This window comes from Kribbella sp. NPDC058245, assembly GCF_042882005.1.
Lineage (GTDB): Bacteria > Actinomycetota > Actinomycetes > Propionibacteriales > Kribbellaceae > Kribbella.
In genome coordinates this window covers 545,890-572,510 of the sequence record NZ_JBHVWY010000006.1, presented here as the reverse complement: position 1 = coordinate 572,510, position 26,621 = coordinate 545,890, and the positions used below count along the sequence as shown (strand labels likewise).

Below are 26,621 nucleotides of genomic sequence, written 5' to 3'. Positions count from 1 at the left end.
ACCGGCGGCACAGTAGCGAGAGTGGCGTGGACCTGCGCCCGGCGCAGGCGGTAGAGCTCGCTCTGGACGCTCAGCGCGTCGTCGGCGTCTTGCAGGTTGAGGATTGCCTGGTTGGCGTGGTCGAAGCCGGTCATGCGACGACCTCCGCATCAGCCGCGGGAACGGCCAGCTCGCGGGCGACGTCCAGCACCCGGCGCTCGGCCCGGCGGATCCGGCGGCGGTCCAGGACCGAGACGTTCTCGCCCGCGTTGATGAACGCGATCTCGGCTTCGAGCAAGTCCCGCTCCGCCGCGATCAACGGCCATTCCAGCTCGATCGCCGCCAGATCGGCGGCGGACGGCTCCTCGTCCCGAAGGACCGAAAGGTGGATGATGCTCATGGGTTGTGCTCCTTCTCAACGGACTAGTGCGACCCAGACGCCTCGGTGGTTCCAGCCACCGGGGCGTCGCTGTGTTCGACTCTCGCCAACCTGTACCAACAGATCTGTACTAACAGGTGGTACTGCAAACCGTCACATGGACAGTTCCCGCAAGTCAAGGCTTTTCGGTAGAGTTGTTGGTACAGATCTGTTGGTACTGATCAGAGGGAGCGTCAGTTGACGACCGATGGACCAGCGCGAAGCACAGCCGGGGTGCATCTGCACGAGGCGATGGCCAGCGACCTGAGACGAGCTATCGAGACCGGCGAGCTCAGCCCTGGCGCAGCTCTGCCCAGCGAGTCCGAGCTGATGGAGCGCTACAAGGTCTCTCGGAACACGGTGCGTGGTGCGTTCCGGACGCTGGAGAACGCCGGGCTCGTCACAAGCGTCAAGGGGCGCGGTCGGCACGTCAGCCGCCGCGAGCCCGTGGAGATCTGGGCGTCACGCTCGGAGAGCCGAGCACGGCGGCGGCCAACAGGCGTGGACTCCTGGGTAGACGACGTGGAGGCCCAGGGCCGATCGGCCCGAACCGACATCAAGGTCGCCGTAGTGCAACCACCGGCCAACGTTGCCAAGCGTCTACAGCTTGCACCTGGCGGACTGGCGGCCGTCCGGCAGCGCGTGCGACTCGTCGACGGCCAGCCCTGGAACCTCAACGACTCGTATTACCCGATGGAGCTCGCCCAGGAGGTTCCGGCGATTCTCGATCCGGCCGACGTCGTCACTGGCCTAACCGTGCACCTCGCCGACCGTGGGCACATTCAGGTGTCCTACCTAGACGAGATTGCCAGCCGCATGCCCACGCCCGACGAGGCAAAAGCACTCGAAATCGGACCCGGCGTTCCGGTCACAGTCCAAACTCGTACTGGCAGCGCGAAAGACGGCACTCCGATCCGATGCACCGTTAGCGTGCTTCCCGGAGATCGACACATCCTGCTCTACGAGGTGTCGGCATGACCAGCATTAGACGAGCCGAACCATCCGACATTGAAGCCTTCCTCGATGTGCTGGCCACTGCTACCGCTCGCCTTCACGCACGCGGAATCCAGCAGTGGCCGCCACGATTCGCCCCGAGCAAAGTACTACCCGACATTGAGGCCGGTGATGCCTACATCATCTGGGATGGATCGGACGCCATCGCTACGACGATTCTCAACACGAACGGCGATAGGGACTTCTGGACACCCGACGAGTTGGCCGGCCCCGCCTTTTACGTCAGCAAGATTTCGACCGTCAGCGGATACGGCGGACTCGGGACAGCAGTGCTCGACTGGTGCGGTCGCGAGACTGCACGTCGAGGCGGGGAACTGCTACGCCTCGACGCTTGGCGTACAAACCTCGATTTGCAGAAGTACTACCTGTCACAGGGATTCCGCCATGTGCGAACCGTCGAGTTGGCGCATCGGAATTCGGGTGCACTATTCGAGCGCCCCGCACGTGATATCAACACAGAAGCCATGCTCAAATACGGACTCGCCACCTAGTCCGTGTCCTTCTCCTGGAGGAGCATGATCATCGACTCACCAATGGCGTAATAGCCACACTGACGACAACTGCACCAGGGAGATAAATGGACGCCGGGAAACTTAGGAATCGGAGTGCCGATCGGCGATTGATACAAGAGCTGCGAGCACAAGTTGAAAGGCTGCAGGGTTCGCCAGCGAACGGTGGGAAGGAAGATTCGCGAGCTTGGATCAAACCGGCAGCTCTCTCCAGCATGATTACCTTGCTTGTCGCCTTCACGGCTCTATGGGGGACCTGGTCAGCGAACCATTTCGGCGCTGATGAAGACCGCGAAAAGGAATCTCGCGAGCGGCGCGCGACGATCTATGCCGACTATCTGGGAGCCACGCGGAACTATCTTTTCGACCAGATGGGCGTGGCGGCCGCTGAGGGGATACTGGATCTGGATAAAAAGGTGGCAAAGAGTCCGTCGGCCTCTGAAAACCTCGCGGCCCAGAACCGAATTGATGTCGCACAGCACTACCTTGCCGACGCTAATGCCAAGGCATCGAAGTCACGTTCGGAGTACGAGCGCCAAGCTGACCTGGTCTACGTATATGGCTCAGATGCCGCATGGGCCGTCCAACTCAGAATCCAAGAGAGTCTCGTACGCAAAGATGGCAAGGCTCCCCAACTCATGGTGAGCGATGACCTTCGAGACTTTCAAGCGGTTTTTTGCCGCGAGGCGTCCGCCACACCGCGAGACGGCTGCGGCAACTAGAGGCCCGGCTAGAGCCCGCATAAACAACGGCATAGAGCATCGTCGTTCAGCTACCTCGGCATGAGATCCACACGAAGCCAAAATTGGAACCTAGGACGCATTCTTCGAAGTTCGCAAGAGCCCAAGGACTTGCTCCAGGGCAGTAGGTGATAGCCCTGTTGCGCTCGGACTCTCTACCCCCTCGCCAGGGATCGTTCCGAAGACACGGTTTGCCAGCAGTTTGCGGATAGAGATTGCAGATTCGATATCCATCGAAGCGCAAAAGAGTCCAATGGTACGTAACTGCACCTTCACGACTTCTGCCCATTGTGCGGACCGACGGTGCTTCGAAGCTTCCGCACCCAGATAGGTACTCAGTCCTACAGCAGGAACAACGAATGCTACATGTCGGATTACATCGGCGGCCGATATCTTGGAATCGAACGAGGCAACGTATACAAGGATAGCCGAGACAACCAGGATCGCGATTGCTGAGATGCGATATTTATTCGCGGACCTGCGTTCACTGGCCGCCAAGAGCTCGAAGTATGAAGCCAACTCCAATTCGCCGACCGTTGTCGCGCTATCACGGGAGTCCGCCGCAACTTGAGCTACTTCAGCGGCGACCTCCTTAATTCCGGCAATTTCTGCCCTTAGGGCAACCCGCGACCGTAGAACCAATTGACGCTGCCTGAGTTCCTCAATACTATCTGTCCAGTGCCGAAGCTCGCTCGCCTTGTCGGGAATATCGAAATTCTCGGCCGTTCGCAGTGTCTCACGTGCAGCGCTAAGCCCTCGATCAACCAATGTCAGACAGAGTCTTTCAAGGTCCTCACTCGGAGCCTCTCTCATCAATATCCGTTGGATATCGAACATGAGTTCTCGGGCCGCAGTCTCCGTCGCATCGGCAATCCAAGGCGGTTGTCCGGTTGCATCCTCCCCATCCCCGAACGGCGGCCTTGTGAATTGGTCCGCCATGGCCACGATCGCCAACAACATGTCAGGCATTCCGGATGGTCGCACGAAATCCGGGCTGCGTAGAAGTATCTCGATTTGAGCGGCGGCGGCCGAGATTTCAGCAAGAGCTTGATCTCGCTCCAGGTCTCCCCACTTCGGCCCATCTGTCATCTCGCGATGCTAGATCACGATCGCGCAACGCGCATCCGTCCAGAGCAAGTCCGCTTCATCCGGGTGAGCCTGAGGTCAACGAGGGCAGATCACTGACCCCCGGAAGCTCTCCTCTAGGTGTCGCTCACAACCTTGAGGAGCATCGTCATCGGCTCACCAATGCTGTCGTAGCCAACGCTCACAACCTCGGCTCCAGACTCATTCACGGCCTCCGTTAGGAGATCGATCCAGAGCATTTTCTCCTTGCCGGGGTTGTTATTCGTGTACTGCTCGATGAATTCCCTGCTTCGAACAAAGTAGTAGGGCATCTGGTTCCTCCCAATGCGACTGTGACGGCGACTGCCGTTGCCCTGTCCCAGCTGTCCCACTGTCCCAGAATCGGCTCTGACCTGCGCGGACGTCTGGGACACTCGCTTTCGAACACTGTCCCAAGGTGTCCCAGCGGGGGGTCTTTCAGCCTCGGACTCCGCTCCGGCGGCCGAGACAGACTGCTGTAACACCCCTGGGGGCGGAGCGTGCACCGGCGTTCCAAGGCAGGCTTGAGACGCGGGCACTATACGGGCACAGATGGCCGTAGATGGCTGGGGCTGGCCGGACGCTGCTGGTGTTGGCTGGACTGCCGAGCGGGAGGGCTACCCCTGTGTTTCAGCAGGTCAGAGGCACTTTTGCGAGGCTTAAAGCGGAGGGCGTGGGATTCGAACCCACGATGACGGTCACCCGCCATACCGGTTTTCAAGACCAGCGCACTCGGCCACTATGCGAGCCCTCCTGGCGGCTTGCCGCCGAGGGTTGAGGATAGCGCAGGGGCAGCGGTACGGTGCGGGGGAGCTGGGCGGAGGAGCTGCCCGGGGTGTGTGGACGGAGGTGCGCTGATGTCTCGGATGGTCGAGGTCATGGTCGTCACCGTCCGGTCGGCGGGCTGATTCGGCGCTGACCGGGCGCACGGCCGGCGAGTGAGCCGGCTGGTCCGGTTGTTTCGTCATGCCCTCTGGAGCTCGAATGCCATCTCTTCGTGAAACTGTGCTGCCTGCTGCGCTCGGCGCGGACTTTCGGCGGATCTGGCCGGCGGCGGTCATCTCCAATCTTGGTGACGGGGCGCTGCTGGCGGCGGGGCCGTTGCTGGTTGCTTCGATCACCAGTGCGCCGGCGGCGGTGGGGGCCGCAGCGTTTGTACAGCAGCTGCCGTGGTTGTTGTTTGCGTTGTTCAGTGGCGCGCTGGCCGATCGGCTCGACCGGCGGACGATGATCGTTGCCGCTGACCTCTTTCGGGGCGCAGTCCTTACTGCGCTGGGGGTTGCGGTCCTGGTCGGCTCCTCGCCGCTCTGGGCGATCTACGTTGCCCTGTTCCTGCTCGGTACGGCGGAGACGCTCGCCGACAGTGCATCCGGTGCACTACTGGTGAGCGCCGTACCGAAAGACCAGCTGGGTAAGGCGAACGCTCGGCTCTACGCTGCCGGCACCGTGCTGCAAGGCCTCGGCGGTCCGCCGTTGGGGGCGTTGCTGTTCGCGGTGGGCGCGGGAGTGCCACTGGTGTTCGACGCGGTCACCTTCGTCGCCGCCGCGGCGCTCATCGCGCGGGTCGCCGTTCGGCCAGTGCCTACGGAGTCCGCTGGTACGGCGCTTTGGACCGAGGTCCGTGATGGGGTGCGCTGGCTGTGGGGACATGTGGGCGTGCGGACGCTCGCCTGCTCGATCCTGGTCATGAACATCACGTTCTGCGCCGCCTTCGCGACCTGGGTGCTCTACGCGCGGGAGCGGCTCGGGCTCAGCGACACCCAGTTCGGATTGCTCGTGGCGGTCGGTGCGGTCGGCGGCGTGTTTGGGATGCCAGTTTACCACCTGCTTGAGCCGCGGTTGGGCTCGCTGACGTTGTTGCGGGCCGGGCTGATCACCGAGACGGCGGTCCACCTAGCTCTGGCGCTGACTCGGAGTCCGTGGGTCGCTGGCGCGACTATGGCGGTGTTCGGCGTGCATGCGGTGGTGTGGGGCATCGTGTCGACCACAGCGCGCCAGCTGGCGACACCTGATGCTCTGATGGGCCGGGTGAACAGCGTCTACCTGCTGGCCTCGGTTGGCGGTGCGGCGATCGGGTCCGCGCTGGGCGGCGTCCTCGCGCAGCGGTTCGGCCTGACTGCTCCGTTCACTGCGGCTTTCGCGGCCATGGTGCTGATGACGGCGATCGCGTGGCGCCCGCTGCGACATGTCTCGGTACGGCGGACGTCCGTCGTACCGGACTGAAATCGGGTCGCGGCCGAGCCTGGTGCTGGTAAGGATGGGGCCATGCCCTCTGCCACCTCGCTCGGCCTGCCGAATGTCCGTGGGCGGCTACCGCTCCTGATCGGGCTGGCGATCGACTCGTTCGGTGGTGGCGTCGCAGGGCCGCTGATGCTGCTGTACTTCATCCGCGTCGCCGGCATCCCGCTCGGTACGGCTGGCGTGCTGCTGACCGTGGCCACACTGTTCTCCATCGCGGCTCCGGGCGCGGTGGGGGTCGTCATTGACCGGCTCGGGCCGCGCAACCTGGTCGTCGGTGCGCAGTTCGCCCAGGGGCTCGCTTTCACGGGCTTCTTCTTCGGCCGGTCGACGTGGCTGCTGTTCCTCTGCGCCCTGGTCTCAACGACCGGTCAGCGGGTGTTCTGGTCCTCGATCTTCAGTCTGCTGGCCGACGTCGCTGACGAGGGTGAACGAGACCGCTGGTTCGGTCTCGGCGGGATGATGCAGGCGGGCGGCTTCGCACTCGGCGGTCTGGTCGCGGGCGCGCTGCTTGCCGCCGGCGGGACCACCCCGTTCCTGATTGCGATGGCCGTGAACGCAGCGAGCTTCTATCTGGCCGGAGTGCTCCTGCTGGGGCTGCACGCCTCCCACCACCAGCGGGCCACGCAGGACTCGGGTCCAGCGCCACTGCTGCGCAAGGACAAACCGTTCCTGGTGCTGATCGCAGTGAACACCCTCTTCGCCCTCTGCATCATGATGCTCGGCGTCGGACTCCCGGTGTACGTGTCGGAAGCGCTGCCAGTACCGAAGTGGTTGGTCGGGGTGCTGCTGGCCGCGGCGTCCGTCGTGCTGGCGGCTGGACAGACGCTGGTGGTGCGGCACACCGAGAAGCTTCGCCGTACGTCGGTGATCGTCGTGGCCGGCCTGGCATGGGCGGTGTGGGGGCTGTTGATGGCCTCGCTGACGCAGGTCCCGAACGCGCTGGTTGCGGCGATGCTGGTGCTTGCGACTGCCGTCTTCGCGTTTGCTGATCTGCTTCACGCGGCGACGAACAATGCGCTCGCCGCGTCGGTCGCGCCGGAGGCCGGGCGCGGGAAGTATCTGTCCTACTGGCAGTACAGCTTCGCGTTCGCGAGCGTGCTGGCGCCGGCGTTCTTCGCCCAACTCTTCGAGGTGCGGCATGAGCTGCCGTGGCTGGCGATAGCCACGCTCGCACTGGTCGCCGCGGGCCTGCTCGCCGCCGTCGGCCGAGTCCTCCCGAACCAGACCGATGCGAGGCCGGTAGCCGGGGAGTAACAACCGGCAATTGACTTGTCAGGATTCATTGCATCTGATCGAACATCTGTTCTAATGTTTTCCTCAGTTCGAGGTTCTCCACCCGGACGTCCGGCCGGCCGAGTCTCCCACCTTCGATGTGGACGGCCAGACGGACCCGCCGCCCGGGGTGTGAGGTCCCGGGCGACGGAGAACCGCCCAGAACATCATGCGTGGAGGACCAACTCGATCTACCCGCCCATCGACTCGATTCCGTGGAGCTCGAACCGGCGTACCTGGACCGGCGCTTTGCCAGCACAGGTCAGCCGAGCGTCCACGCTGTCGAAATGCACCGACACCTCGATCACTACAGCTGTGGCTGGAGTCGTGGTGAGAGTGACTTTGTAGTGCTGGTTGGCGAGTTGCTGAACCTGCGTGGGACGGAGGGTATTGAGAGAGTCAGAGTGGCCGGCCAGGCGCGCGTAGTGCTGAGCGGCTTGGACGGCAGGTGGATAGATGCCGGAGCCTCGGAGGAGGTCAGGGACTACGCGACCTTCGGCGTGGTGTTTGGCGACCTCCACTGCACGTGACGGCGGGACTTGGCCGTAGAAGAGAGCGTGCGGGAGGACGACGACGTTGCCGGCGAAGCGATCGCCGCCGATGTGACTGCACTCCCAGGTGCGGTCCGGGTAGGCGCCGGCGAGAGCGGCTGCCACCGGGCGACCGCGGACGGCGCAGCAGGCGTCGTGACGACCATGGGTGCAGACGAGGTAGATCGGTTCTTGGGTGGGAGGTTGGAGATCGGGGAGAGCGTTCAGGGAGTTGTTGGCGACTGCCTCGAGGACGTTCAGCAAGTAGGCGTCCGTCGGTAGTTCGCCCCAGCGAACCGACTCGTGCCCGGGGCGGCAGTCGACCAGGGCATAGCGGCGTACGGCGGCGCGGGTCACTCGTCCGTGGCGTCGGATGAGGACCGGGCGATAGCCGAGCTCACCGCAGCGGCGGGCTACCTCACTGCTGACGGCAGGTTCCTCGGGGGCGGATTCGAGCGCGCCCAGAGCCTGGCGCGGCCAGGCGTTGGCGGACTCGATGAGCAGCCAGCGAGCCGCCGGTGGGGCCGTGGCGATCAGCGCGTCGCCGCGCTGGAGTGCCATCGCCGCGCAACCAGTCTCCGGCGTGTAGCGAGCTGGGGGTGAGTTGGTCACTGCATGCCTTTGGTACCGCGTTGGGGTGACGAGCGGTGATGGAGACCTGAGGCGAGTTTACGAGGTGGGGACCAGAACCGCCTCGGTGAGCAGTCGGCGGACGAGGACCACCTGGTCGGGAGTGTCCAAGCCCGGCAGGGTGCCCACCTTGTGCTCCTGACCGTCGCAGAGCTGCGCCAAAGCCTCAAGGACGGTCGCGGGGAACGTGATGGTCCGATCAGGCAGTCGGAGTGTGACCGGGTCTCCCGGGACCACTCGGCAGCGGAGACCAGCGCGCAGGCGGACCGTCGTACCGGACGCGAGGTTGGTGATGGCGGCTGCGTGCGCCAGCGGCGGGATCGGTTCGGGACGGTTGGCCGACCAGGTACGGCGGCGCAGGCGCGGCGCCAGGTCGTCGACCGAGGTCGAGCGAAGGTGGGCAATGAGGAGGTCGGTCACCTGCGGGAGCACGTCGGCCAGCTGAGCCGGGTCGCCAGGGTCGAAGCCGAGCGGGAGCGCGGTCCGGAGCGCCGGCTCGTTGGCTGCCAGAGCGGCTAGCTCCTGGACCAGCAGGTACCGCGTCAGCGTGTGCAGTCCGACCGTCAGGTGCGCACTGACTCCACCCAGTGCCTTGGCCGAGTGCAGGAACCCGCGCGGCACATAGAGCGCATCACCCGGCCGAAGGACGTCGTCCACGACCGGAGCCTGGTCGTGGGCAGCCGCAGCGACCGCACGCGAGTGATCGGTCCACGGCTGGTTGCGCAGTGGATCCACGTGGACTGGTTCATGCACAGTCCAGTGCTTCTCACCGGCGACCTGGAGAACGAAGACATCGTGAACGTCGTAGTGCGCCGAGAACCCCTGTGACTCCGGCGGAGTGATGTAGGCGTTGATCTGCACCGGATGCCCGGCGTCCGTCGACAGCTGAGTAGCGAAGTCGACCAGCGCGGGCCAGGTGCGGTGAAGAGCCTGCAGTACGACGGTGTGGCCGCTCGCGAACAGCGCAGCGACCTTGTCGTCGCGGACCTGGTCACCGATGTCAGCACCCGCTCCACCCGAGCCGGTGAACTGCGAGTCGCCGACGACTGCACCGTTCTTGGCGATCCGCAGGAACGGCGTACGCAGACCACGACGGGACAGCAGCTCGTCTGCCGCGGTCAGGCTGAAGAGGTCGTCGTACGGCGCGGGCAAGTCAGGGGCGTGAGACAACAGAGCCCGTGAACCCCAGTAGGCGCTGGCGAACTCATCCAGGTCGCCTGTCACGCAGCGCCGAAGAGCCGGACGGTCAACCGTCTCGGCAGGATCTGATTGCGGTCCGGCTCCCGGCACTGCGGTCACCAGCTTCCGGAGTTACCGCTGGCGCCTCCGTCGGTGCCGCCACCTACTGCGCCACCATCGGCCGGACCCTCGTTGGAGTCCCCGCCACCGTCACTGGAACCACCAGAGTCGCCGTAGCTGCTGTCACCACCGCCACTGGAACCGCCGTAGCTGTCCCCACCGGCACCACCATCAGCGCCGCCGTCCGTACCGCCACCTTCCGCGCCACCGTCAGCAGGACCCTCATTGGAGTCCCCGCCGCCGTAGCTGCTGTCGTCAGAACCGCCCGAGCCGCCGTCAGCGCCACCATCGGCGCCGCCATCCGTGCCACCGCCTACCGCACCACCGTCGGCCGGACCCTCGGACTCGTTGCCGTAGCCGGACGAGTTGTTGCCACCTGCCTGGCTGTCGTTGCCGTCGGCTGAGCCTCCGTACTCGCCGTCGGACGAAGTGTTCATGTCGTCATCGTTCAGACCCATGATGGTGCTCCCTTCACTGCTGGCTTCAGAGCGCCGGACAGTGGAGCAGCGCGCTCTGCGACCATCCTGTGCGCAAACCGGCGAAGAGCTAAACGTCACGCTGGTTACAGCTCGACTGCAGTGTCTCGCCACACCTTCACGAAGCCGTCAACAACGTCCTCCGGTCGCACCGCGATCCGCAGCCAGTCCGGTCCGAGCCCGGGGAACGTGTCGCCACGCCGTACCGCATATCCCTTGGCACGCAAGGCTTCTCGCAGTACGGCACCGCCCGCCACCTGCACGAGGACGAACGGCCCCCGCGGTACGCCGTAGGTCCGCACGCCAGTCAGGCTGTCGAGGAGATACGACCGCTGCCGCTCGATGTCGCACGCTGCTGCGGCCGCCTCGGCCACCGCGTGCTCGTTGCTGCAAGCAATCGCCGCAGCCAACGCAGGCGTGGACACCGGCCAGTGCGGCTGTACGGCGGCTAGCTGCTCGATCAGTCCCGCAGCAGCCAGCACGTACCCCACTCGCAACCCAGCCAGCCCCCAGGTCTTGGTGAGGCTGCGAATCACCACCAGCCCCGGAATCGACGCACCGGCAAGCGATTCCGGCTCACCCGGTATGGCGTCCATGAACGCCTCGTCGACCACCAGGATGCGATCCGGCCGCGCGAGCTCCCGCAGGTCGTCGGCCCGGTGCAGGACCGACGTGGGGTTCGTCGGATTGCCGATCACGACCAGATCCGCGTCGGCCGGGATCGCCGCCGGGTCGAGCACGAACCCGTCCTCCGGGCGGAGCACGACCCGATCAACCATGTGCCCTGCAGATCGCAGCGCAGCCTCGGGCTCGGTGAATTGTGGATGAACAACGACCGCATGGCGTGGCCGGAAGGCCCGCGCGATCAGCACGAACGCCTCCGCCGCACCGGCCGTCAGCAGCACCCGCTCCGGCGTCACCCGGTGCCGGGCAGCGACCGCGAGGACCGCCGCGTCCTGTCGTGGGTACGCCGCCAAGTCAGTCAGGCTGGCCGTAATCGCGTCGACGAGCCACGGCGGCGGCGTACCGGTCCGCACGTTGACGGCGAGGTCTACGAGGCCGTCACCGACCTCGAGATCGCCGTGGTGCCACAAGTCAAAGCCATCCGCCACCCCTGGAGGCTAACCCGAGACTAGGAACGGGGAGTGACACTGAAGCGGCGATTGATCAGCGAAGGGTTCCGCCGGCGCACCTCGGCCAGACGTTCGTCGGCGAGCTCAGCGACCGCGTAGCCGTCTGCTTCGCCCACTGCGGCGATGGCGATGCCCTGCGGGTCGATGACCTGGCTGAGCCCGGAGTACTTCTTTCCGTTCTGTGCCGCGGCCGCCACGTAGCAGGTGTTCTCAATCGCGCGTGCGGTGAGCAGAGTGGTCCAGTGGTGCTCCTTGAGCGGCCCCCGGACCCACGCGGCCGGTACGACGAGGACGTCGGCACCCTTGTCGACCAGCGCCCGCGACAACTCCGGGAACCGCAGGTCGTAGCAAGTCATCAGCCCGAGTGTCCGCCCAGCAACCTTCACCACGACCGGAGCCACGTCGCCAGCCGTCAGCTGGTCAGACTCCTTGTAGCCGAACGCGTCGTACAGGTGGATCTTGCGGTACGCCCCGAGCAGTGAACCGTCGGCGCCGACGGCCAGCAGCGTGTTGTACGGCCGGTCCTGGTCGCAGCTCCGCTCGAACATGCCGGCCACGATCGCCACTCCGTGCTCCACCGCACTCTTGCGCAGCGTCGACACGAACTCACCGTCCAGAGGCTCCGCCACGTCCGCGACGCCCTCGAGGTTGAAGTCGGCCATGATCGCCTCCGGCAGCACCACCAGGTCCGGCCGGTCCTGAGCAGCCTCCGCCACCAGTCTGGTGACCAGCTCCCGGTTGGCCGCCTTGTCAGAGCCACTGGCGGTCTGCACCACAGCAATCCTCATGCCCCCATGGTGCCGCACAAACTCGGACTTGAACCTCCCCCGACGCACGCGTGGGAGGACTACCTGGGGGCACACTGCTGAGGTGGAGTTCGATGCGGTGGTGGTGGCCGGCGGCGGGTCGACGAGGTTGGGTGGCGTCGACAAGGCGCTGGTGGTCCTGGACGGAGTGACGTTCCTCGACCGGGTACTGCGTGCGGTCGGCCACGCCACGCACACCGTGGTGGTCGGACCGGTGCGAGAGACCTACCGCGAGGTCCAGTGGACCCAAGAGGACCCACCGGGCAGTGGGCCAGTGGCCGGGCTGGCGGCTGGCCTGGCGAGCGGCAGCGCGCCAAACGTCGTGGTGCTGAGCTGTGACCTGCCCTGGGTCACCGCCCAGGACATCACTCGATTGGTCGACAGCATCGACACCCACGACGGCAGCGGGCTGCGCGACAGTGACGGACGCGACCAGTGGCTCGCAGCGGCGTACAAACGCAGCTCGCTCGCAAAGGCGTTCACCAAGCTCGGCGATCCCCACAACAAGTCGGTACGGCGTCTCGTCGCCGACCTGGACCTGGTCTGGTCGGACCCGTCCCGGAGCGGCGACGACGTGGACACCTGGGCCGATCTCGACGGCTGAAAACCGTTCGACAGCGCTCCTAGGCTCCAATCAATGACTATCGAAGCGATGGTGGCCAAAGCCTGTCCCGGAAGCACAGTCACGGACGTCAAGGAGCGAACTGGCGGTCAGCTCAGCAGTGTGTTCGAGGTGCAGCGGGAGAACGACGAGCCGCTGATCGTGAAGGTCTACAAGCCGGAGTGGGCCTGGAAGCAGGCCAAGGAAGTGCACGTCTACGGGCTGCTGGAAGGTGTGTTCGACGGCGAGGTCCCGCGGGTGATCCACGCCGAGCCGGCCGGTGACCAGGACGCCTTCACCGTGCTGACGAAGATCGAGGGTGTGCCGCTGTCCGAAGCGGAGCCGCCGGACTGGCAGCCGATCTACGTCCAGCTGGGCAAGATCCTCCACCGCATGCACCAGATCCCCCAACCGGCGTACGGGTATCTGGTCGATCAGATCCTCGAGCCGCTGCCGGACAACGAGCAGTACGTCCAGCGTCAGTTCGCGAAGAAGCTCGGCGAGTTCGAGCAGCTCGGCGGCGACCCGGCACTGCACCAGCAGATCACCGAGTACGTCGCGAAGCACACCGCCGACCTGGCCATCGACCACGCGGTCCTCTGCCACAACGACTTCCACGAGGGCAATATCCTGGTCGACCCGCAGACCTGGCAGGTGACCGGCTTCATCGATGTGGAGAACGCGATCGCCGCCGATCCGCTGATGGATGTCGCGAAGACCGTCGCGTACTCGATCCGCGACAACGCCGAGAAGTTCGCCGGGCTCGAGGCCGGGTACGGCGCTCTCGATCCGGAGAAGCTCGCGCTCTACCGGGTCTACCACTCGCTCGAACTATGGGACTGGTTCAAGTCGATAGGAGAGACCACCTACCTGGACAGCATCGCGGGCGACATCGCAGGTTTGGTCAGCGGTACCGTGTGAGTCATGCGAGCTGTGGTGTGTGAAGGTACAGGCGGACTCGAGGTTCTGACGGTCGGCGAGATCCCGGATCCGACCCCGGCCGTCGACGAGGTCGTGATCGACGTCGTCGCCGCGGGTGTGAACCGCGCCGACCTCCTGCAGCGGCAGGGCTTCTATCCGCCGCCTCCGGGCGCACCCGGCACGATCGGGCTTGAGGTCTCCGGCCGGATCGCGGCGGTCGGTTCCGAGGTGACCGACTGGGCCGTCGGCGACGAGTGCTGCGCGCTGCTGGCCGGAGGCGGGTACGCCGCGAAGGTCGTCGTACCGGCGCCGCAGGTGATGCCTGTGCCGGACGGGGTCGACCTTGTCAGCGCGGCCGCGTTGCCCGAGGTGGTGGCGACCGTCTGGTCGAACATCTTCATGGGCGCGCACCTCAAGGACGGCGAGACCTTCCTGGTCCACGGCGGTGCCTCCGGCATCGGCACGATGGCCATCCAGCTCGGCGTCGCGCACGGCGCACGCGTGCTGACGACCGTCGGCAGCAAGGACAAGATGGCGTTCTGCAGCGCGCTCGGTGCCGACGTCGCGATCAACTACAAGGAAGCCGAGTGGGCCTCGGTGGTCCAGGAGGCGACCGGCGGCGCCGGGGCCGACGTCATCCTCGACATCATCGGCGCGAAATACCTGACCGACAACGTGAAGTCCCTCGCGTACGACGGCCGCCTGGTCGTGATCGGTTTCCAGGGCGGGGCGAAGGGTGAGCTGGACATGGCCCGCCTGCTCAGTCGCCGTGCCTCGGTGACGGCGACCAGCCTGCGGTTCCGCTCGGTCGCGGACAAGGGACGGATCGTCGCCGAGGTCGTCGGCCACGTCTGGCCGCTGGTCGCCGCGAAGAAGGTCCGCCCGATCGTCCACACCACGTTCCCGCTGGCCGAGGTGGCCGAGGCACACCGCGCCCTCGAGGAATCAACCCAGATCGGCAAGATCCTGCTAACCCTCTAGGGCCCCAACCACGCGGGATCGGGTTCGGGTTCAGCGTCACGCGCTTCAGCCTCGGCGCCCACGTCCTGACCGCAACGTCCGAAAGACCGGAGGGCGGGTCTCCGGTCTTTCGGACGTTAAGTCGGTCGCGGGACTAACGTCCGAAAGATCGGAGGGCGGGCGTGCGGTTTTTCGGACATTAGCGGCCGGGGTGCTGGCCGGGGCAGCCGCTCGGTGGGATGGAGCTGGTCCGCGCGAGGGGATGGTTAGCTGGCCTGGGGATTGACCGTGGCATACCGGGTATGCATACTCGGTATCTATGTCGATCAAGCACGGACTGCTGGCGTTGCTCCGCGAGGAGCCGAAGTACGGCTACCAGCTGCGCGGTGAGTTCGAAGCCGCCACCGGGGCGACCTGGCCACTGAACATCGGGCAGGTCTATACGACCCTGACCCGGCTGGAGCGCGACGGTCTGGTCCGGGCCGCGTCGACCGAGGCCGACGGCCGCTCGATGTACGAGATCACCGACGCCGGCCGGGACGAGCTGAACAGCTGGTTCCAGACCCCGGTGACCCGCGAGTCGCGCCCGCGCGACGAGCTCGCGATCAAACTCGCGCTGGCGCTGGCCGTTCCGGGGGTCGACGTCAGCGCTGTCGTTCAGCGGCAGCGGGCGGCGACGATGCAGTCCCTGCAGGAGCTGACCCGGCTGAAGCGCGGCGACCGCGATGGCGAGATCTCCTGGCTGCTCGTGCTGGAGTCGATGATCTTCGCCGCCGAGGCCGAGATCCGCTGGCTCGACCACTGCGAGTCCATCCTGTTAAGGCACCGCGGCCGACCGGCGAAACAGGTCCACCCGGTTGAGGAAATCACCGAGGTGACCCAATGAGCGCCGTACTCGACATCCGCAACCTGAGCAGGACCCACGGCCACGGCGAGCAGGCCGTGCACGCGCTCCGCGGCATCGATCTGAGCGTCGCGCCCGGCGAACTCGTCGCGGTGATGGGCCCATCCGGTTCGGGCAAGTCCACGCTGCTGACCTGCGCCGGCGGCCTCGACCGGCCGACCGGCGGCGAAGTACTTGTCGACGGCAACGATCTCGTCACCCTCAGCCGGGCCGGCGTGGCCGCCCTGCGCCGCCGCCGGATCGGCTACGTCTTCCAGGACTTCAACCTGATCCCGGCCCTGACCGCCGCCGAGAACGTCGCACTCCCGCTCGAGCTCGATGGCACCCGGACCAGGACCGCCCGCAAGTACGCCGAAGCTGCTCTGCAGGAAGTAGGTATTGGTGAGCTCGCCGACCGTTTCCCCGACGACATGTCCGGCGGCCAGCGCCAGCGCGTGGCGATCGCCCGGGCCATCGTCGGTGAACGACGACTACTACTCGCCGACGAGCCCACCGGAGCCCTCGACTCCGAAACCGGCGAAGCCGTTCTCCAGCTCCTCCGCGACCGCTGCGACCAGCACGGCATCGCCGGCGTCCTCGTCACCCACGAAGCCCGGCACGCCGCCTGGGCCGACCGAGTGGTCTACCTGCGCGATGGTGTCCTGGTAGGTCAGGCCGGTCCGTTGTCCGACGCCGACGAACTCCTGCAGGAGAGCCGCTGATGGGCAGCTGGGGCCCACCACTCCGGATCGCTCGAAGAACCACCCGCAAGTCGATCGGCCGCACGCTCCTGGTCGCGGCCTTGATCGGCCTGCCCGTGTTCGCCGCGACCTGGAGCGGCGTGACCGGCCGCTCCGCCCACCCGTCCGGTGAGCTGCTGGCCCGGGTCACCATCGGTCAGGCCGACGCGCAGCTCACGGTGACGGCGTACAACAAGATCGACCTCCAGTACGGCGAGCCGGCGCTCGGCGTGATGCCGGGCGCTCCCCTGGACGGCAAGCGGGTGCGGAACCCTGCGACGTTCGACCCGTTGCACGTGCTCCCGCCAGGGACCCACGTAGCCCTGCAGTTCGACAATGCCGGCACCGCGGAGGTCAAGGGCCCGAACACGGTCAACAGTGTCAGCGTGGTGGTCGGTGACGGGCAGGATCGACTACTCAAGGACACCTTCCGGCTCGACGAGGGACGCTTCGCGACCGCGCCGGACGAAGTCGCCGTCTCCCCGGGCCTGGCCAAGCATCTCGGCATCACGACACTCGGCGGCTCCCTGAACACGGCGGACGGCAAGGCCTACAAGGTGGTCGGGGTCGCCCGGCAGATCGAGCAGACCAGCTCCTGGCTGCTGTTCGCGGCACCGGCCACCACCCTCGTCCCCGCGGCGCCGGTCGACACGCGCTACCTGCTCGATCTCCCTGACTCGGTCGACCCACATGCACTGATTGCTCCCCTCGGTGCCCAAGGGTTCATCTTGTTGCCGAGAGCAAATATCATCGATCCGCCGCCGAACCCCTCCGGCTATCCCGGCAACGCGATCGGCCCGTACGCCGCGATGGCGCTCGCGATCGGCTTCGGCGTCCTCGAGATCGTGCTGCTCGCCGGTACGGCGTTCGCGGTCGGCGCCCGGCGGCAGACGCGAGAACTCGGGCTGGTGCTCGCCAGCGGCGGGACCGCCCGCGATGTCCGGCGAATCGTTCTGCTGCAAGGGCTTTTCGCCGGAGTCGTCGGGGTCAGCAGCGGTCTGCTGCTCGCTGCCGTGGCACTGATCGCCGGCCGGTCGCTGTGGGAACGCAGGACCTCAACACTCTTTCTGGAATGGCAGATTCCCTGGACGGCGATCATCACGATCAGCCTGATCGGGCTGTTCGCCGGGCTGGCGGCGGCCGTCGTACCGGCGATCAGTGCTGGGCGGCAGACGCCGATGGCGGCTTTGGCCGGCCGTTTCGCGGCGACGACGAAACGCCAGCCGATCCGCAAACCCGCACTCCTGCTGGTGATCGCGGGCGTCGTCCTAGTGGTCGCCGGCTCCGGGCTGCTGGCAGCGGACCTCGCCGCGGCGCAGCGGCAGTTCAGCGAAAGCGATCACTACCAGGCGACCGCGACGCCGGTCGGACCGATCGCCTTGGTGCTGCTTGGCATTACGACGGCGATCGCCGGGCTGATCTGGATGCTGCCGAGTCTGGTCAGCACGATCTCCGGCCTGGCTGGACGGTTGCCGCTGAGCGGGCGGCTCGCGATGCGCGACGCGGCCCGGCACCGGCACCGCACCGCGCCGGCCGTGGCGGCGATCATGATGTCGGTCGCCGCTACCGCCGCAGCCGCCTTCGCCGGTGCCAACTCCATCGCTGCGGACTCCGCGGAGTACATCCCGATCGCCCACCGGGGAAATGCGAGTGTGCGGTTCGACGACGGCCCCGGCGGGGTCGCGTACTCACCCGAGCTCGAACGGCGGGTCGGCGCACAGTTGTCGGCCGAACACACCTATCGGTTCGGCATGATCAACGTGGCGCGTCCGGACCGCGCCCCGGCGTACCTGGGCGTGCAGCCTCCCGGCGTTAAGTCGGAGGAATCGCCGGCCTCCTTCATCGGTCTGGTGGTCGTGGATCCGGCATACCTCGAGCAGTTCGACGGCAGCGGTCCGGAGTTGGCGGCCCGCCTGCGCGGTGGCGACATCGTCGTACCGAGCAGCGACTTCACCACCACGAGCTCGGTCGACATCGGCTTCACAGATCCGGCGCAGCCCACGAAAGTCGTTCAGCACAAGGCGTCGTACGCCGGAGCGCTGCCGCTGATCCAGGTGCTGCAAGGCCAGGCGCTGATCGGGCCGGACGCGGCCGCGAAGATCGGCCGGGTGAACACGTTCATGGTCGAGTACCAGGTGAAAAGCTTGCCGACAAAGGACGACCTCGCCGCCACGGACGTGGTTCTCGGTCACGACAAGTTGCTGACCGTGGAGCAGGGATACCAGAACCCGGGCGACAAGATCCTGCTCGGCGTCCTCACCGCCGCGGCCGTGGTCACTCTGCTCGGGGTGGCGATCTCGGTCTCCTTGTCCGCGGCCGAAGGCCGGGCCGACCTCGCCACCCTGGCGGCGGTCGGCGCGTCACCACGCCGTCGGCGGAACCTCGCCGCGGCGCAGGCATGGATGCTCGGGCAGCTCGGATGCGTGCTGGGTGTGGGGGTCGGCGCGCTCTACGGCTACACCGCGCACGCGGCCTTCGGCTCGCCGCACTTCACAGTCCCCTGGGCGGAGATCGGCGGCACGCTGATCGCCGTACCTCTATTCGCCGCGGCGCTGGCCTGGCTGCTGACCCGGTCCCGCCTCCCGATGGTGGCTCGCATCGACTAGCTGGCGATGACTAGCTCGCGATGTGGGCGACCTCGGGGTAGGCGACTGGGTACGGCGGGGTGCTGGTGACGCGCCAGTCGCCGCAGGCACAGCGTTGATAGACGACGAGTCCTTCGCTGACTTGATGGGAGGACACCGCGCTCCAGCGGTGCCGATGAGTCTCGGTCTGGGCTGTCATAGGTCCATCGTGCTGTAATGGCATTATGCATCTCAACCCTTACGGTGCGGACGCGGTGCTGCTGGCCGTCGACCTGATCAGCAGACCGCCGGCGACCCCGGTCGAACTGGCGGAGATCTGCGAGGAGAACCGGGTCGACAGCAGCCTGATCCGCGAGCGCAAGGCGACGCAGGCCGACCTGGCCGCGGTCCGCGTCGCGTTGGCCGAGTGGCTCGAGGTGGCCGATGCGACCGACGACCAGACTCGCGTCGACCTGATGAACGCGATGCTCGCCAAGTACACCGAGCATCCGCGGCTGACCAACCACGCCGGCGACGGCTGGCACGTGCACTACCGGCCCGACAACGTGCCGGTCGGCCGACTCGTCGCGACACTGATCAGCACCGGTACGGCGTTGCACCTGGCCGGGCGTGGCATCACCCGACTCGGCCGTTGCGCTACTGAGGGTTGCAGCAACGTGTACGCCGACCTCTCGCGAACCGGCCGTCAGCGCTACTGCAGCCCGGCTTGTGCGAATAGAGACGCCGTACGGCGTCATCGCGCCAAGCAAGCCTAGGATGGCCAGATGAGTGAGAGCAGCAGCGGCGAGGGCCAGGAGATGCCGATGGCCGGGGCACGGACCGAGGACGGCAAGGTGCTGATCGTCGGGCCGGACGGCATGGCTGTCGAGGGACCGCCGCGCTCGAGCGACGACGACGATCACGATGAGCCACGATCGGTGACCGAACTGGTCGAGCAGCCGGCCAAGGTGATGCGGGTCGCGAACATGATTCGCCAATTGCTCGACGAGGTGAAGTCGGCACCGCTCGACGAAGCGTCACGGCAGCGGCTGCGGACGATCCACGAAGCTTCGATCAAGGAGCTGGAGAGCGGCCTCGCGCCGGAGCTCGTCGAGGAGCTGGAGCGACTCAGCCTCGACTTCACCGAGGACAGCACGCCGACCGAGGCCGAGCTGCGGATCGCACAGGCCCAGCTGGTCGGTTGGCTGGAGGGTCTCTTCCACGGCATCCAGACCGCGCTCTTCGCCCAGCAGATGGCCGCACGCCAGCAACTGGAGGGCATGCGGCGCGCACTCCCCGGCGGTCAGCAGCCGCCCGGCGAAGAAGGACCCGGCTTCCCCGGCGCCCCACGGGCCACTGATGGCCCGGGCAGCAACGGGATGTATCTCTAAGCCCTAAAGGTCGAACAACTCCTCGAGGACGGCGGCGACGCCGTCCTCGTCGTTTGAGGGGCACACCCGGTCAACAGCAGCCAGTACGTCGGTGTGCGCGTTCGCCACCGCGTACGACATACCGGCCCAGGCGAGCATGGGCAGATCGTTGAGTGAGTCACCGAAGGCGATCGTGTCGGCGGCCGGGATGTCCAGCTCGGCTGCGAAGTCCGCGAGCATCGCTGCCTTCGAGACACCAGTCGCACTGATCTCGACCAAGCTCGTCCCGCCACTGTGGCTGGCAGTCACGCGCTCACCCACCACTGCGCTGACATGCGCGAGCAGTTCGTCGGAATGCCAACTCGGGTGCCGGACAAGCAGTTTGGCGGCCGGCTCGGCGAGTAGCTCCTCGAGCTCGGCGATCAATGTGTTCTCGGGTTGCGGCCAGCGATTCACGTACCGCGGTTCCTGTCCGTAACGGTCCGATCGCTCAATGGCGAACTCCACCTCGGGAATGACCGATCGGATCGCGATTGCCACTTCGTGCAATACGCCCGGATCGATCAGCCGGGTCCGGATCGCGTGCTGGTGTGCGACGTCGTACAGAATGGCGCCGTTGGCAACTATTGCAATTCCGTGATCGCCGACCAGATCTGCCAGTTCGTGCAACCAGCGAGGTGGCCGCGCGGTGACCATCACGAAAACACTTCCGGCGCGTTGGGCAGCGGTCACGGCGGCGCGGGTGCGGTCGGAGACCGAACGATCACTGCGCACCAAGGTTCCGTCAAGATCGGTCGCGATCAGGCGGGGCGGGCGGGGAGCTTCAGGAGCCGTCACGCGCCCACCGTACCGAGGTTCCGCACTACCGCCGGAACACCCCTGGGCGCAAGGTTCCGGAGATCGGTTTCTGATGATTCTGATCAATCTGATTGAGTATTTGACAACGTCACCAGACCGTTACGGCAACATGCTGCAAAGGCAGCTAGTTCCCCTGCGCAGCAGGGAGAACGCGTGATTTCATGCGGAGGTCTGGCGGGGAACCCGGAGCGATTCGACCGCGTCGTATGCCTGTTCTGGATCAGCACGACTGAGACAGCCCGCCAGCGAACCAGCAGACGTAACGTCCGCAAATTGATGCGGATTTGGCTGCAACCAAATCCTCAGCAGCGACGTCAACAGTTATGGATCAGTCTGTCCCGCGACAGGGACGACAACGGTGGGTCGGCAACAGTTCGCCGTTCCATCAGCTAGTGGATCCGTGTGACCGAACGGCGTTCACCGTTCGTTCATGTGAGTCCGGATACTTGGGGAGCCTTGATGACCGTCAGCAGCGCCACTCGCACGGGACAAATGCAAGCTGTCGACACATCTTCCAGCACAGTTGGGGCCATGACCGGATGTATCGCCCGGTCGGATATTTTCCAGCACCGCCTGATGGAAGAGCCGCCGCCCGCCTCGGCAACCCGCCGGACCCGGGAGCGGTACGAACAGCTGGTGCGGGAGGCAAAAGCCTTGTGTGCCTCGTGTCCACTGTTCACCGACTGCCTCTACAGCGCCGTCGCCGAACATGATGTGAGCGGCTTCGTCGCCGGAACCACCGCCGCACAACGCCGTTCGATGCGGAACCTGCTCGACGTCGAAGTGCAGGCCGACGACTTCGACCAACTGGCCGGAGCCCGCGGCACGCGGCGCCCGGTGAGCCACGAAGAAGTACTGCGCCTGCGCGGCCAGTACCCCAACGACAGCCTGGAATCCCTTGCCATGCGGCTGGGATGCTCGCTGTCGACGGTCAAGCGGCACCTGCGCCGGGCCCGGCGCGGCCAGAGCCCGGCCACCAAGACGCCGCGGCCGCGGCCCGAGGTGAACGCCGTCCTGGACGCCTTCGAGACCGTCGTGGAAGGCCAGTCCTGCCAGCCACGCCGCGGCGGTAGCCGCGTCGCCTGATCCGGCCCTCGGCCCGCCAGCGGATTGCCGGATCACTCTGCGCATCGGCCCGGAATCCCTGTGTAGACAGGGGTTCCGGGCCGTTTTGTTGCTACTGGCAAGCTTCACTGCTGGCAACCTATTTTGTTCTGGTCGAAAGGTTGGCGCAGACCTCCGGCCCGGGACCACACTGGTCCGGTCTCAGAAGTAGCGATTCAGTACGGCGGCAACCCCGTCGTCGGTGACCGACTTGGTCACCTCGTCGGCTGCCGACTTCACCTCGTCGGGAGCCGCGCCCATCGCGACCCCGTGGCCGGCGAACGTCAGCATCTCGATGTCGTTGCGGCCGTCCCCGATCGCGAGCAGTCCCGACGCATCCAGGTCGTACTGCGCCAGCGCCACCTTCAGCCCGGTCGATTTGTCGACGCCTTCGGGCGCGATGTCGAGCCAAGCCGTCCAACCGACGAAGTAGCCGACACCGTGCAGACCGAGTCGCTCGGCCAGCCGGACGAAGTCGGCCTCGGACTGCTCCGGGTCGCGAATGATCAACCTGGTCACGGGTTCCGGCGCGAGCTCCTCGTCGGTGACCACGCGGATCTTGGCGTACTTACCGAGGTCGCCGTCCGGGAACGGCGCGGTCACCAGGTAGGTCCCGTCGTACTCCTCGACGGCCATCCGGGCATTCGGCGCGTGCTCGCGCACCGACGCGATCACCGTGCGCGGATCGAACGTGCGCTCGTCGAGCACTTCACCGTCGGGGTAGCGCAGCGTGCGCGCACCGTTGCTCACGACAACCAATCCGTCCGGCAGGCCGAAGCGGTCGGCCACCGGCTTGGTGGTCGACCACGCGCGGCCGGTAGCCAGAAAGACCGGCACCTGTGCGGACGCACGCCGTACCGCGTCGACGACCGCGGGCGACAGCCCTTCGTCGTGGTCGATCAGGGTGCCATCGATGTCGAGGGCAACGGCTGTCGGGGCGAAGGGCTGTCCGCTCATCTATTTGACCGGCTCGAGGACTTCGCGGCCGCCGAGGTACGGCTGGAGCGCCGTCGGCACCCGCACCGAACCGTCCGCCTGCTGGTGCGTCTCCAGGATCGCGACGATCCAGCGGGTCGTGGCCAGCGTTCCGTTCAGCGTCGCCACCGGCTGCGTCTTGCCGTCGGCGTCGCGGTGCCGGATGTTCAGCCGGCGGGCCTGGAAGTCGGTGCAGTTCGACGTCGAGGTGAGCTCGCGGTACGCGCCCTGGGTCGGCACCCAGGCCTCGCAGTCGAACTTCCGGTACGCCGACTGACCCAGATCGCCGGTCGCGGTGTCGATCACCCGGTAGCTGAGCTCCATCTTGTCGAGCATCTGCTTCTCCCAGTCCAGCAGCCGCAGGTGCTCCGCGGCAGCGTCCTCGAGATTGCAGTAGGAGAACATCTCGACCTTGTCGAACTGGTGGACGCGGATGATCCCGCGGGTGTCCTTCCCGTGCGAGCCGGCTTCCTTGCGGTAGCAGGACGACCAGCCGGCGTACCGGATCGGGCCGTTGGACAGGTCCAGGATCTCGTCCATGTGATAGCCGGCCAGCGCGACCTCCGACGTACCGGTCAGGTAGAGCTCCGGGTCGTCGAGGCGGTAGACGTCGTCGTGCGCCGACAGATAGCCGGTGCCGCCCATCACCTCGGGCTTGACCAGGGTCGGCGTGATCATCGGGGTGAAGCCGTTCTCCACCGCCTGCTGGATCGCCAGCTGCAGCATGCCGAGCTGCAGCAGCATGCCGGCGCCCTTGAGGAAGTAGAAGCGGGCACCCGAGACCTTGGCGCCGCGCTCCATGTCGATCGCGCCGAGCAGCTCGCCCAGCTCGAGGTGGTCGCGCGGCTCGAAGCCCTCGGCCGCGAAGTCGCGCGGCTTGCCGATCTCCTCGACCACGCGGAAGTCGGCCTCGCCACCGACCGGCGCCTCGTCCGAGACCAGGTTCGGCAGCGACGCGGCCAGCTCGTCGTACCGGCGGCCGGCGTCGTTCGCCGCCGCCTCGTTGGCCTTCACCTCGGCGGCCAGGGTCTTGGTCCGCTCCAGCAGCGCGGTGCGCTCGTCACCCTTGGCCTGGGCGACCTGCTTGCCGAGCGACTTCTGCTCGGCCCGGAGCGCCTCGAAGGCGGAGATGGACGATCGACGCTCGCTGTCGGCGACCAGGATCTGGTCGACCAGGTCGGTACTCTCGCCGCGCTTGGTCAGGGCGGCACGTACGACGTCAGGGGTCTCACGGAGCAGTTTCGCGTCAATCACACCCTGAGGGTATCGGGGCGTGTCTGAACCGGCGAAGTCAATTCGGGATGATGGGGTGGGCCTACTGACTACAGAGGGGGAATTGAGCGGGCGATGAACCACCATCCACCCAGTCCGGTCGGCCGTGCGCTGACAGTTGTCCTGGGCGCGGTGCCGTTCACCGTCATCACCCTCCTCGTCTTCGGGCACTGGCCGCCGCTGGCGCAGTGGGACACCTCGGTGGCCGCCCGGGCTTCCGCGTACGGCGCGACGCACCCGAACGTGGTCGACATCTGGCAGGTGGTCGGGGCGGTCGTCCTGCCGTGGACGTCGCGAGCCGTGATCGTGGTCGTCGCCGCCTACCTGTGGCACCGCCGGGCTCGGCTGCTGACGGTCTGGCTGCTGGTCTCGGCCGGTGCGGAGCTCGGACTGGTCCAGGCCGCCAAGTACATCTTCACCCGGCCTCGACCGGTCCAGATGCTCGTCGAGAACGACGGCTGGTCGTATGTGTCCGGCCACGCCACCGCGGCGTTCGTGATGGCCGGGGCGCTCGGCGTGGTGCTGCCGTCCGTGCGGGGCTGGCGGCGACGGTTCCGGCTGCTGGTGCTGATTCCGGTGATCGCGGTGGTGTGGATCGCGTCGGCGGACCGGATCGCGCTGAACGTGCACTACGTGTCCGACGTACTGGGTGGGTGGGCGCTCGGCCTGGCGATCCTGACCGCCACCTCGATCGGCTTCGGACTGCGGCCGGGGTTGCGCCGCCGGCGCCGTCGTACACCGTCTTCGCCTGATGAGATCGCGAAGCCACCGCGGGCGGCAGTGATCGTCAACCCGATCAAGGTCGGGGACGGCGTGACGTTCCGGCGGAAGGTGACGCGGTCGCTGGAGCTGCGCGGGTTCGACGATCCGCTCTGGCTGGAGACCCGGGTGGACGACTCCGGGAACGCGATGGCCAAGCGCGCGATCGAGTACGAGTCCGACCTCGTGCTGGTGGCCGGTGGGGACGGGACGGTTCGGGTGGTCTGCGCGGCACTCGCGCATACCGGGATTCCGGTCGGCGTGATCCCAGCTGGGACCGGGAACCTGCTCGCTCGCAACCTGCACATCCCGCTGGACCTGGACGACGCGCTCGAGCGGATCCTGGAAGGACGGGACCGGCGGATCGACATGGTCTCCGTGTACGGCGATCAGCTGGACACGGACCGGTTCGCAGTGATGGCGGGGCTGGGGCTGGATGCGGCGATCATCTCCGGTGCACCGCCGGTGCTGAAGGCGCAGATCGGGTGGCCGGCGTACCTGGTGTCGACGGCCCGGAACATCAACCACCCGTCGGTGCGGGTGCGGATCACGCTGGACGACGAGGTGTCGATCGAGCGCCGGGTCCGGACCGTGGTGATCGGGAACGTCGGCATGCTGCAGGCGAACATCCCGCTGCTGCCGGACGCGCGGCCGGACGACGGCCTGCTCGACGTGGTCGTGATCGCGCCGCGGCGGGTCACCCAGTGGCCGATCGTGGTCTGGCGGCTGATGACCCGCACCAACCGCGCCGACATGTACCTCGAGCGCTTCACCGGCCGCAAGGTCGAGATCGAGGCCGCCGTCGACGTCGAACGCCAACTGGACGGCGACCCCATCGGCCCCGGCCGCTCCCTCACCGCCGAGATCGAGCCCGGCGCCCTGATCGCCCGAGTCCCCCGCGGCCGCTGACCCGTCCCCATCTCGCGGGTCAGGCGACGGTGGGGCCGGCTTCTTTGCGGAGGGTTTCGAGGGCTTCCTCTTCCTCCGGCGAGAGCTTGGACTCGCTGGCGAAGGAGCGGATCTCCTTGGCGTAGGTGCGGGCGTCGGCGCGGCTGTTGATCGAGGTCAGGATCACACCGTGGCCGTTGTCGTCCAGCAGGGCGAGGGACCAGGACAGCTTGCCGCCGGTGTCGCCGAACGCGTCGTACCGGACCATGGCGAGGTGTTGGAGGGTCTCGCGCACCTCGGCGCGGGTCACCTCGATGTCCTTGCCGAGCCGGCGCAGCTCGGACTTGACCGTGCCCGGCTTGGCCTCGGGCTGGGGTTCCGGCTCGGGTTCCGGGACGACCGGTTCCACCTTGGCCGTCGTACCGGTCTGGGCCCGGACCGCCTGGATGGCGAACACGAGGGCGAGCACCGCCACGAACAGGGCAGCGATCCCGAAGGCACCGGCTAACGTCGAAGACACGCACGAGAGCCTAAGGCATCAGCGTTTACCTGAGTACTCAGGTGGTTGCGGAGCG

The 26,621-nt window shown here is 66.6% G+C and carries 28 protein-coding genes and 1 tRNA gene; 15 read left to right on the top strand and 14 right to left on the bottom strand.

Annotated features, from left to right (window positions below; translation table 11 throughout):
- Positions 1–130: 130 nt before the first annotated feature.
- Positions 131–379: a DUF6284 family protein gene (locus tag ACFVWG_RS17790; protein WP_391544376.1), complete on the bottom strand. Its 249-nt coding sequence runs from the start codon at positions 377–379 to the stop codon at positions 131–133.
- Positions 380–631: 252 nt separating this feature from the next.
- On the opposite strand from ACFVWG_RS17790, the gene ACFVWG_RS17785 reads away from it, so the two are divergent.
- The 3 genes from ACFVWG_RS17785 to ACFVWG_RS17775 all read left to right on the top strand — a co-directional run bounded on the left by ACFVWG_RS17785 (position 632) and on the right by ACFVWG_RS17775 (position 2,642).
- The gene (locus tag ACFVWG_RS17785; RefSeq protein WP_391544375.1) at positions 632–1,375 is read left to right on the top strand and encodes a GntR family transcriptional regulator; all 744 of its coding nucleotides are present in this window, start codon (positions 632–634) and stop codon (positions 1,373–1,375) included.
- Positions 1,372–1,902, top strand: a complete 531-nt coding sequence (locus tag ACFVWG_RS17780) for a hypothetical protein (protein ID WP_391544374.1) — start codon at positions 1,372–1,374, stop codon at positions 1,900–1,902. Before ACFVWG_RS17785 ends, ACFVWG_RS17780 begins: the two co-directional genes overlap by 4 nt.
- A gap of 233 nt (positions 1,903–2,135) precedes the next feature.
- Complete coding sequence (locus tag ACFVWG_RS17775; RefSeq protein ID WP_391544373.1) at positions 2,136–2,642, top strand: hypothetical protein; 507 nt, start codon at positions 2,136–2,138, stop codon at positions 2,640–2,642.
- Between the two features lie 90 nt (positions 2,643–2,732).
- Here the strand turns inward: ACFVWG_RS17775 and ACFVWG_RS17770 are convergent, their stop codons facing one another.
- The 3 genes from ACFVWG_RS17770 to ACFVWG_RS17760 form a co-directional block, all read right to left on the bottom strand.
- The gene (locus tag ACFVWG_RS17770; RefSeq protein ID WP_391544372.1) at positions 2,733–3,749 is read right to left on the bottom strand and encodes a hypothetical protein; all 1,017 of its coding nucleotides are present in this window, start codon (positions 3,747–3,749) and stop codon (positions 2,733–2,735) included.
- A gap of 113 nt (positions 3,750–3,862) precedes the next feature.
- Complete coding sequence (locus ACFVWG_RS17765; RefSeq protein ID WP_391544371.1) at positions 3,863–4,057, bottom strand: hypothetical protein; 195 nt, start codon at positions 4,055–4,057, stop codon at positions 3,863–3,865.
- 372 nt (positions 4,058–4,429) lie between these two features.
- Positions 4,430–4,518: transfer RNA gene (locus ACFVWG_RS17760), tRNA-Ser, on the bottom strand.
- Positions 4,519–4,748: 230 nt separating this feature from the next.
- On the opposite strand from ACFVWG_RS17760, the gene ACFVWG_RS17755 reads away from it, so the two are divergent.
- Both ACFVWG_RS17755 and ACFVWG_RS17750 read left to right on the top strand, forming a co-directional pair.
- The gene (locus tag ACFVWG_RS17755; RefSeq protein ID WP_391544370.1) at positions 4,749–5,987 is read left to right on the top strand and encodes an MFS transporter; all 1,239 of its coding nucleotides are present in this window, start codon (positions 4,749–4,751) and stop codon (positions 5,985–5,987) included.
- 42 nt (positions 5,988–6,029) lie between these two features.
- The gene (locus ACFVWG_RS17750) at positions 6,030–7,259 is read left to right on the top strand and encodes an MFS transporter (RefSeq protein WP_391544369.1); all 1,230 of its coding nucleotides are present in this window, start codon (positions 6,030–6,032) and stop codon (positions 7,257–7,259) included.
- A 209-nt stretch (positions 7,260–7,468) separates the two neighbouring features.
- On the opposite strand, the gene ACFVWG_RS17745 is transcribed toward ACFVWG_RS17750, so the two are convergent.
- The 5 genes from ACFVWG_RS17745 to ACFVWG_RS17725 all read right to left on the bottom strand — a co-directional run bounded on the left by ACFVWG_RS17745 (position 7,469) and on the right by ACFVWG_RS17725 (position 12,133).
- Complete coding sequence (locus ACFVWG_RS17745; protein ID WP_391544368.1) at positions 7,469–8,368, bottom strand: sucrase ferredoxin; 900 nt, start codon at positions 8,366–8,368, stop codon at positions 7,469–7,471.
- A 108-nt stretch (positions 8,369–8,476) separates the two neighbouring features.
- Positions 8,477–9,589, bottom strand: a complete 1,113-nt coding sequence (locus ACFVWG_RS17740; protein WP_391544367.1) for a cupin domain-containing protein — start codon at positions 9,587–9,589, stop codon at positions 8,477–8,479.
- Between the two features lie 143 nt (positions 9,590–9,732).
- Positions 9,733–10,194, bottom strand: coding sequence for a BatC protein (locus tag ACFVWG_RS17735; protein WP_391544366.1), 462 nt, complete (start codon positions 10,192–10,194; stop codon positions 9,733–9,735).
- 104 nt (positions 10,195–10,298) lie between these two features.
- Positions 10,299–11,324 carry an Rv2231c family pyridoxal phosphate-dependent protein CobC gene (gene cobC / locus ACFVWG_RS17730; RefSeq protein WP_391544365.1) on the bottom strand — a complete coding sequence of 342 codons (1,026 nt, stop codon included), beginning with the start codon at positions 11,322–11,324 and terminating at the stop codon, positions 10,299–10,301.
- Between the two features lie 20 nt (positions 11,325–11,344).
- The gene (locus ACFVWG_RS17725) at positions 11,345–12,133 is read right to left on the bottom strand and encodes a carbon-nitrogen hydrolase family protein (protein WP_391544364.1); all 789 of its coding nucleotides are present in this window, start codon (positions 12,131–12,133) and stop codon (positions 11,345–11,347) included.
- 82 nt (positions 12,134–12,215) lie between these two features.
- On the opposite strand from ACFVWG_RS17725, the gene ACFVWG_RS17720 reads away from it, so the two are divergent.
- The 6 genes from ACFVWG_RS17720 (at position 12,216) to ACFVWG_RS17695 (ending at position 18,862) form a co-directional block, all read left to right on the top strand.
- The gene (locus ACFVWG_RS17720) at positions 12,216–12,755 is read left to right on the top strand and encodes a molybdenum cofactor guanylyltransferase (RefSeq protein ID WP_391544363.1); all 540 of its coding nucleotides are present in this window, start codon (positions 12,216–12,218) and stop codon (positions 12,753–12,755) included.
- 33 nt (positions 12,756–12,788) lie between these two features.
- A complete protein-coding gene (locus ACFVWG_RS17715; protein WP_391544362.1) occupies positions 12,789–13,673 on the top strand; it encodes a phosphotransferase family protein in 885 nt (294 codons plus the stop codon).
- Between the two features lie 3 nt (positions 13,674–13,676).
- A complete protein-coding gene (locus ACFVWG_RS17710) occupies positions 13,677–14,654 on the top strand; it encodes an NAD(P)H-quinone oxidoreductase (RefSeq protein WP_391544361.1) in 978 nt (325 codons plus the stop codon).
- A gap of 298 nt (positions 14,655–14,952) precedes the next feature.
- Complete coding sequence (locus ACFVWG_RS17705; RefSeq protein WP_391544360.1) at positions 14,953–15,519, top strand: PadR family transcriptional regulator; 567 nt, start codon at positions 14,953–14,955, stop codon at positions 15,517–15,519.
- Positions 15,516–16,238, top strand: coding sequence for an ABC transporter ATP-binding protein (locus ACFVWG_RS17700; protein WP_391544359.1), 723 nt, complete (start codon positions 15,516–15,518; stop codon positions 16,236–16,238). Before ACFVWG_RS17705 ends, ACFVWG_RS17700 begins: the two co-directional genes overlap by 4 nt.
- Complete coding sequence (locus tag ACFVWG_RS17695) at positions 16,238–18,862, top strand: FtsX-like permease family protein (RefSeq protein WP_391544358.1); 2,625 nt, start codon at positions 16,238–16,240, stop codon at positions 18,860–18,862. The genes ACFVWG_RS17700 and ACFVWG_RS17695 overlap by 1 nt, the downstream gene beginning before the upstream one ends.
- A gap of 10 nt (positions 18,863–18,872) precedes the next feature.
- Here ACFVWG_RS17695 and ACFVWG_RS17690 read toward each other — a convergent pair whose 3' ends face one another.
- Positions 18,873–19,040, bottom strand: coding sequence for a hypothetical protein (locus tag ACFVWG_RS17690; protein ID WP_391544357.1), 168 nt, complete (start codon positions 19,038–19,040; stop codon positions 18,873–18,875).
- A gap of 25 nt (positions 19,041–19,065) precedes the next feature.
- Between ACFVWG_RS17690 and ACFVWG_RS17685 the strand changes: the two genes are divergently transcribed.
- Both ACFVWG_RS17685 and ACFVWG_RS17680 read left to right on the top strand, forming a co-directional pair.
- Entirely contained in the window at positions 19,066–19,596 is a 531-nt protein-coding gene (locus tag ACFVWG_RS17685) for a CGNR zinc finger domain-containing protein (protein ID WP_391544356.1), read from the top strand.
- A gap of 9 nt (positions 19,597–19,605) precedes the next feature.
- Positions 19,606–20,211 carry a bacterial proteasome activator family protein gene (locus tag ACFVWG_RS17680; RefSeq protein WP_391544355.1) on the top strand — a complete coding sequence of 202 codons (606 nt, stop codon included), beginning with the start codon at positions 19,606–19,608 and terminating at the stop codon, positions 20,209–20,211.
- 3 nt (positions 20,212–20,214) lie between these two features.
- On the opposite strand, the gene ACFVWG_RS17675 is transcribed toward ACFVWG_RS17680, so the two are convergent.
- Positions 20,215–21,027, bottom strand: a complete 813-nt coding sequence (locus ACFVWG_RS17675; RefSeq protein WP_391544354.1) for an HAD family hydrolase — start codon at positions 21,025–21,027, stop codon at positions 20,215–20,217.
- A 552-nt stretch (positions 21,028–21,579) separates the two neighbouring features.
- Between ACFVWG_RS17675 and ACFVWG_RS17670 the strand changes: the two genes are divergently transcribed.
- Positions 21,580–22,134, top strand: a complete 555-nt coding sequence (locus ACFVWG_RS17670; RefSeq protein WP_391544353.1) for a WhiB family transcriptional regulator — start codon at positions 21,580–21,582, stop codon at positions 22,132–22,134.
- A gap of 180 nt (positions 22,135–22,314) precedes the next feature.
- Here ACFVWG_RS17670 and ACFVWG_RS17665 read toward each other — a convergent pair whose 3' ends face one another.
- Positions 22,315–23,109 (bottom strand): HAD family hydrolase, encoded by a 795-nt coding sequence (locus ACFVWG_RS17665; RefSeq protein ID WP_391544352.1) that lies wholly within the window; start codon positions 23,107–23,109, stop codon positions 22,315–22,317.
- Positions 23,110–24,381, bottom strand: a complete 1,272-nt coding sequence (serS, locus tag ACFVWG_RS17660; protein WP_391544351.1) for a serine--tRNA ligase — start codon at positions 24,379–24,381, stop codon at positions 23,110–23,112.
- Between the two features lie 93 nt (positions 24,382–24,474).
- Here serS and ACFVWG_RS17655 point away from each other — a divergent pair, with 93 nt between their 5' ends.
- Complete coding sequence (locus tag ACFVWG_RS17655) at positions 24,475–26,067, top strand: diacylglycerol kinase family protein (RefSeq protein ID WP_391544350.1); 1,593 nt, start codon at positions 24,475–24,477, stop codon at positions 26,065–26,067.
- Between the two features lie 19 nt (positions 26,068–26,086).
- On the opposite strand, the gene ACFVWG_RS17650 is transcribed toward ACFVWG_RS17655, so the two are convergent.
- A complete protein-coding gene (locus ACFVWG_RS17650; RefSeq protein WP_391544349.1) occupies positions 26,087–26,566 on the bottom strand; it encodes a DUF4446 family protein in 480 nt (159 codons plus the stop codon).
- Positions 26,567–26,621: the final 55 nt, after the last annotated feature.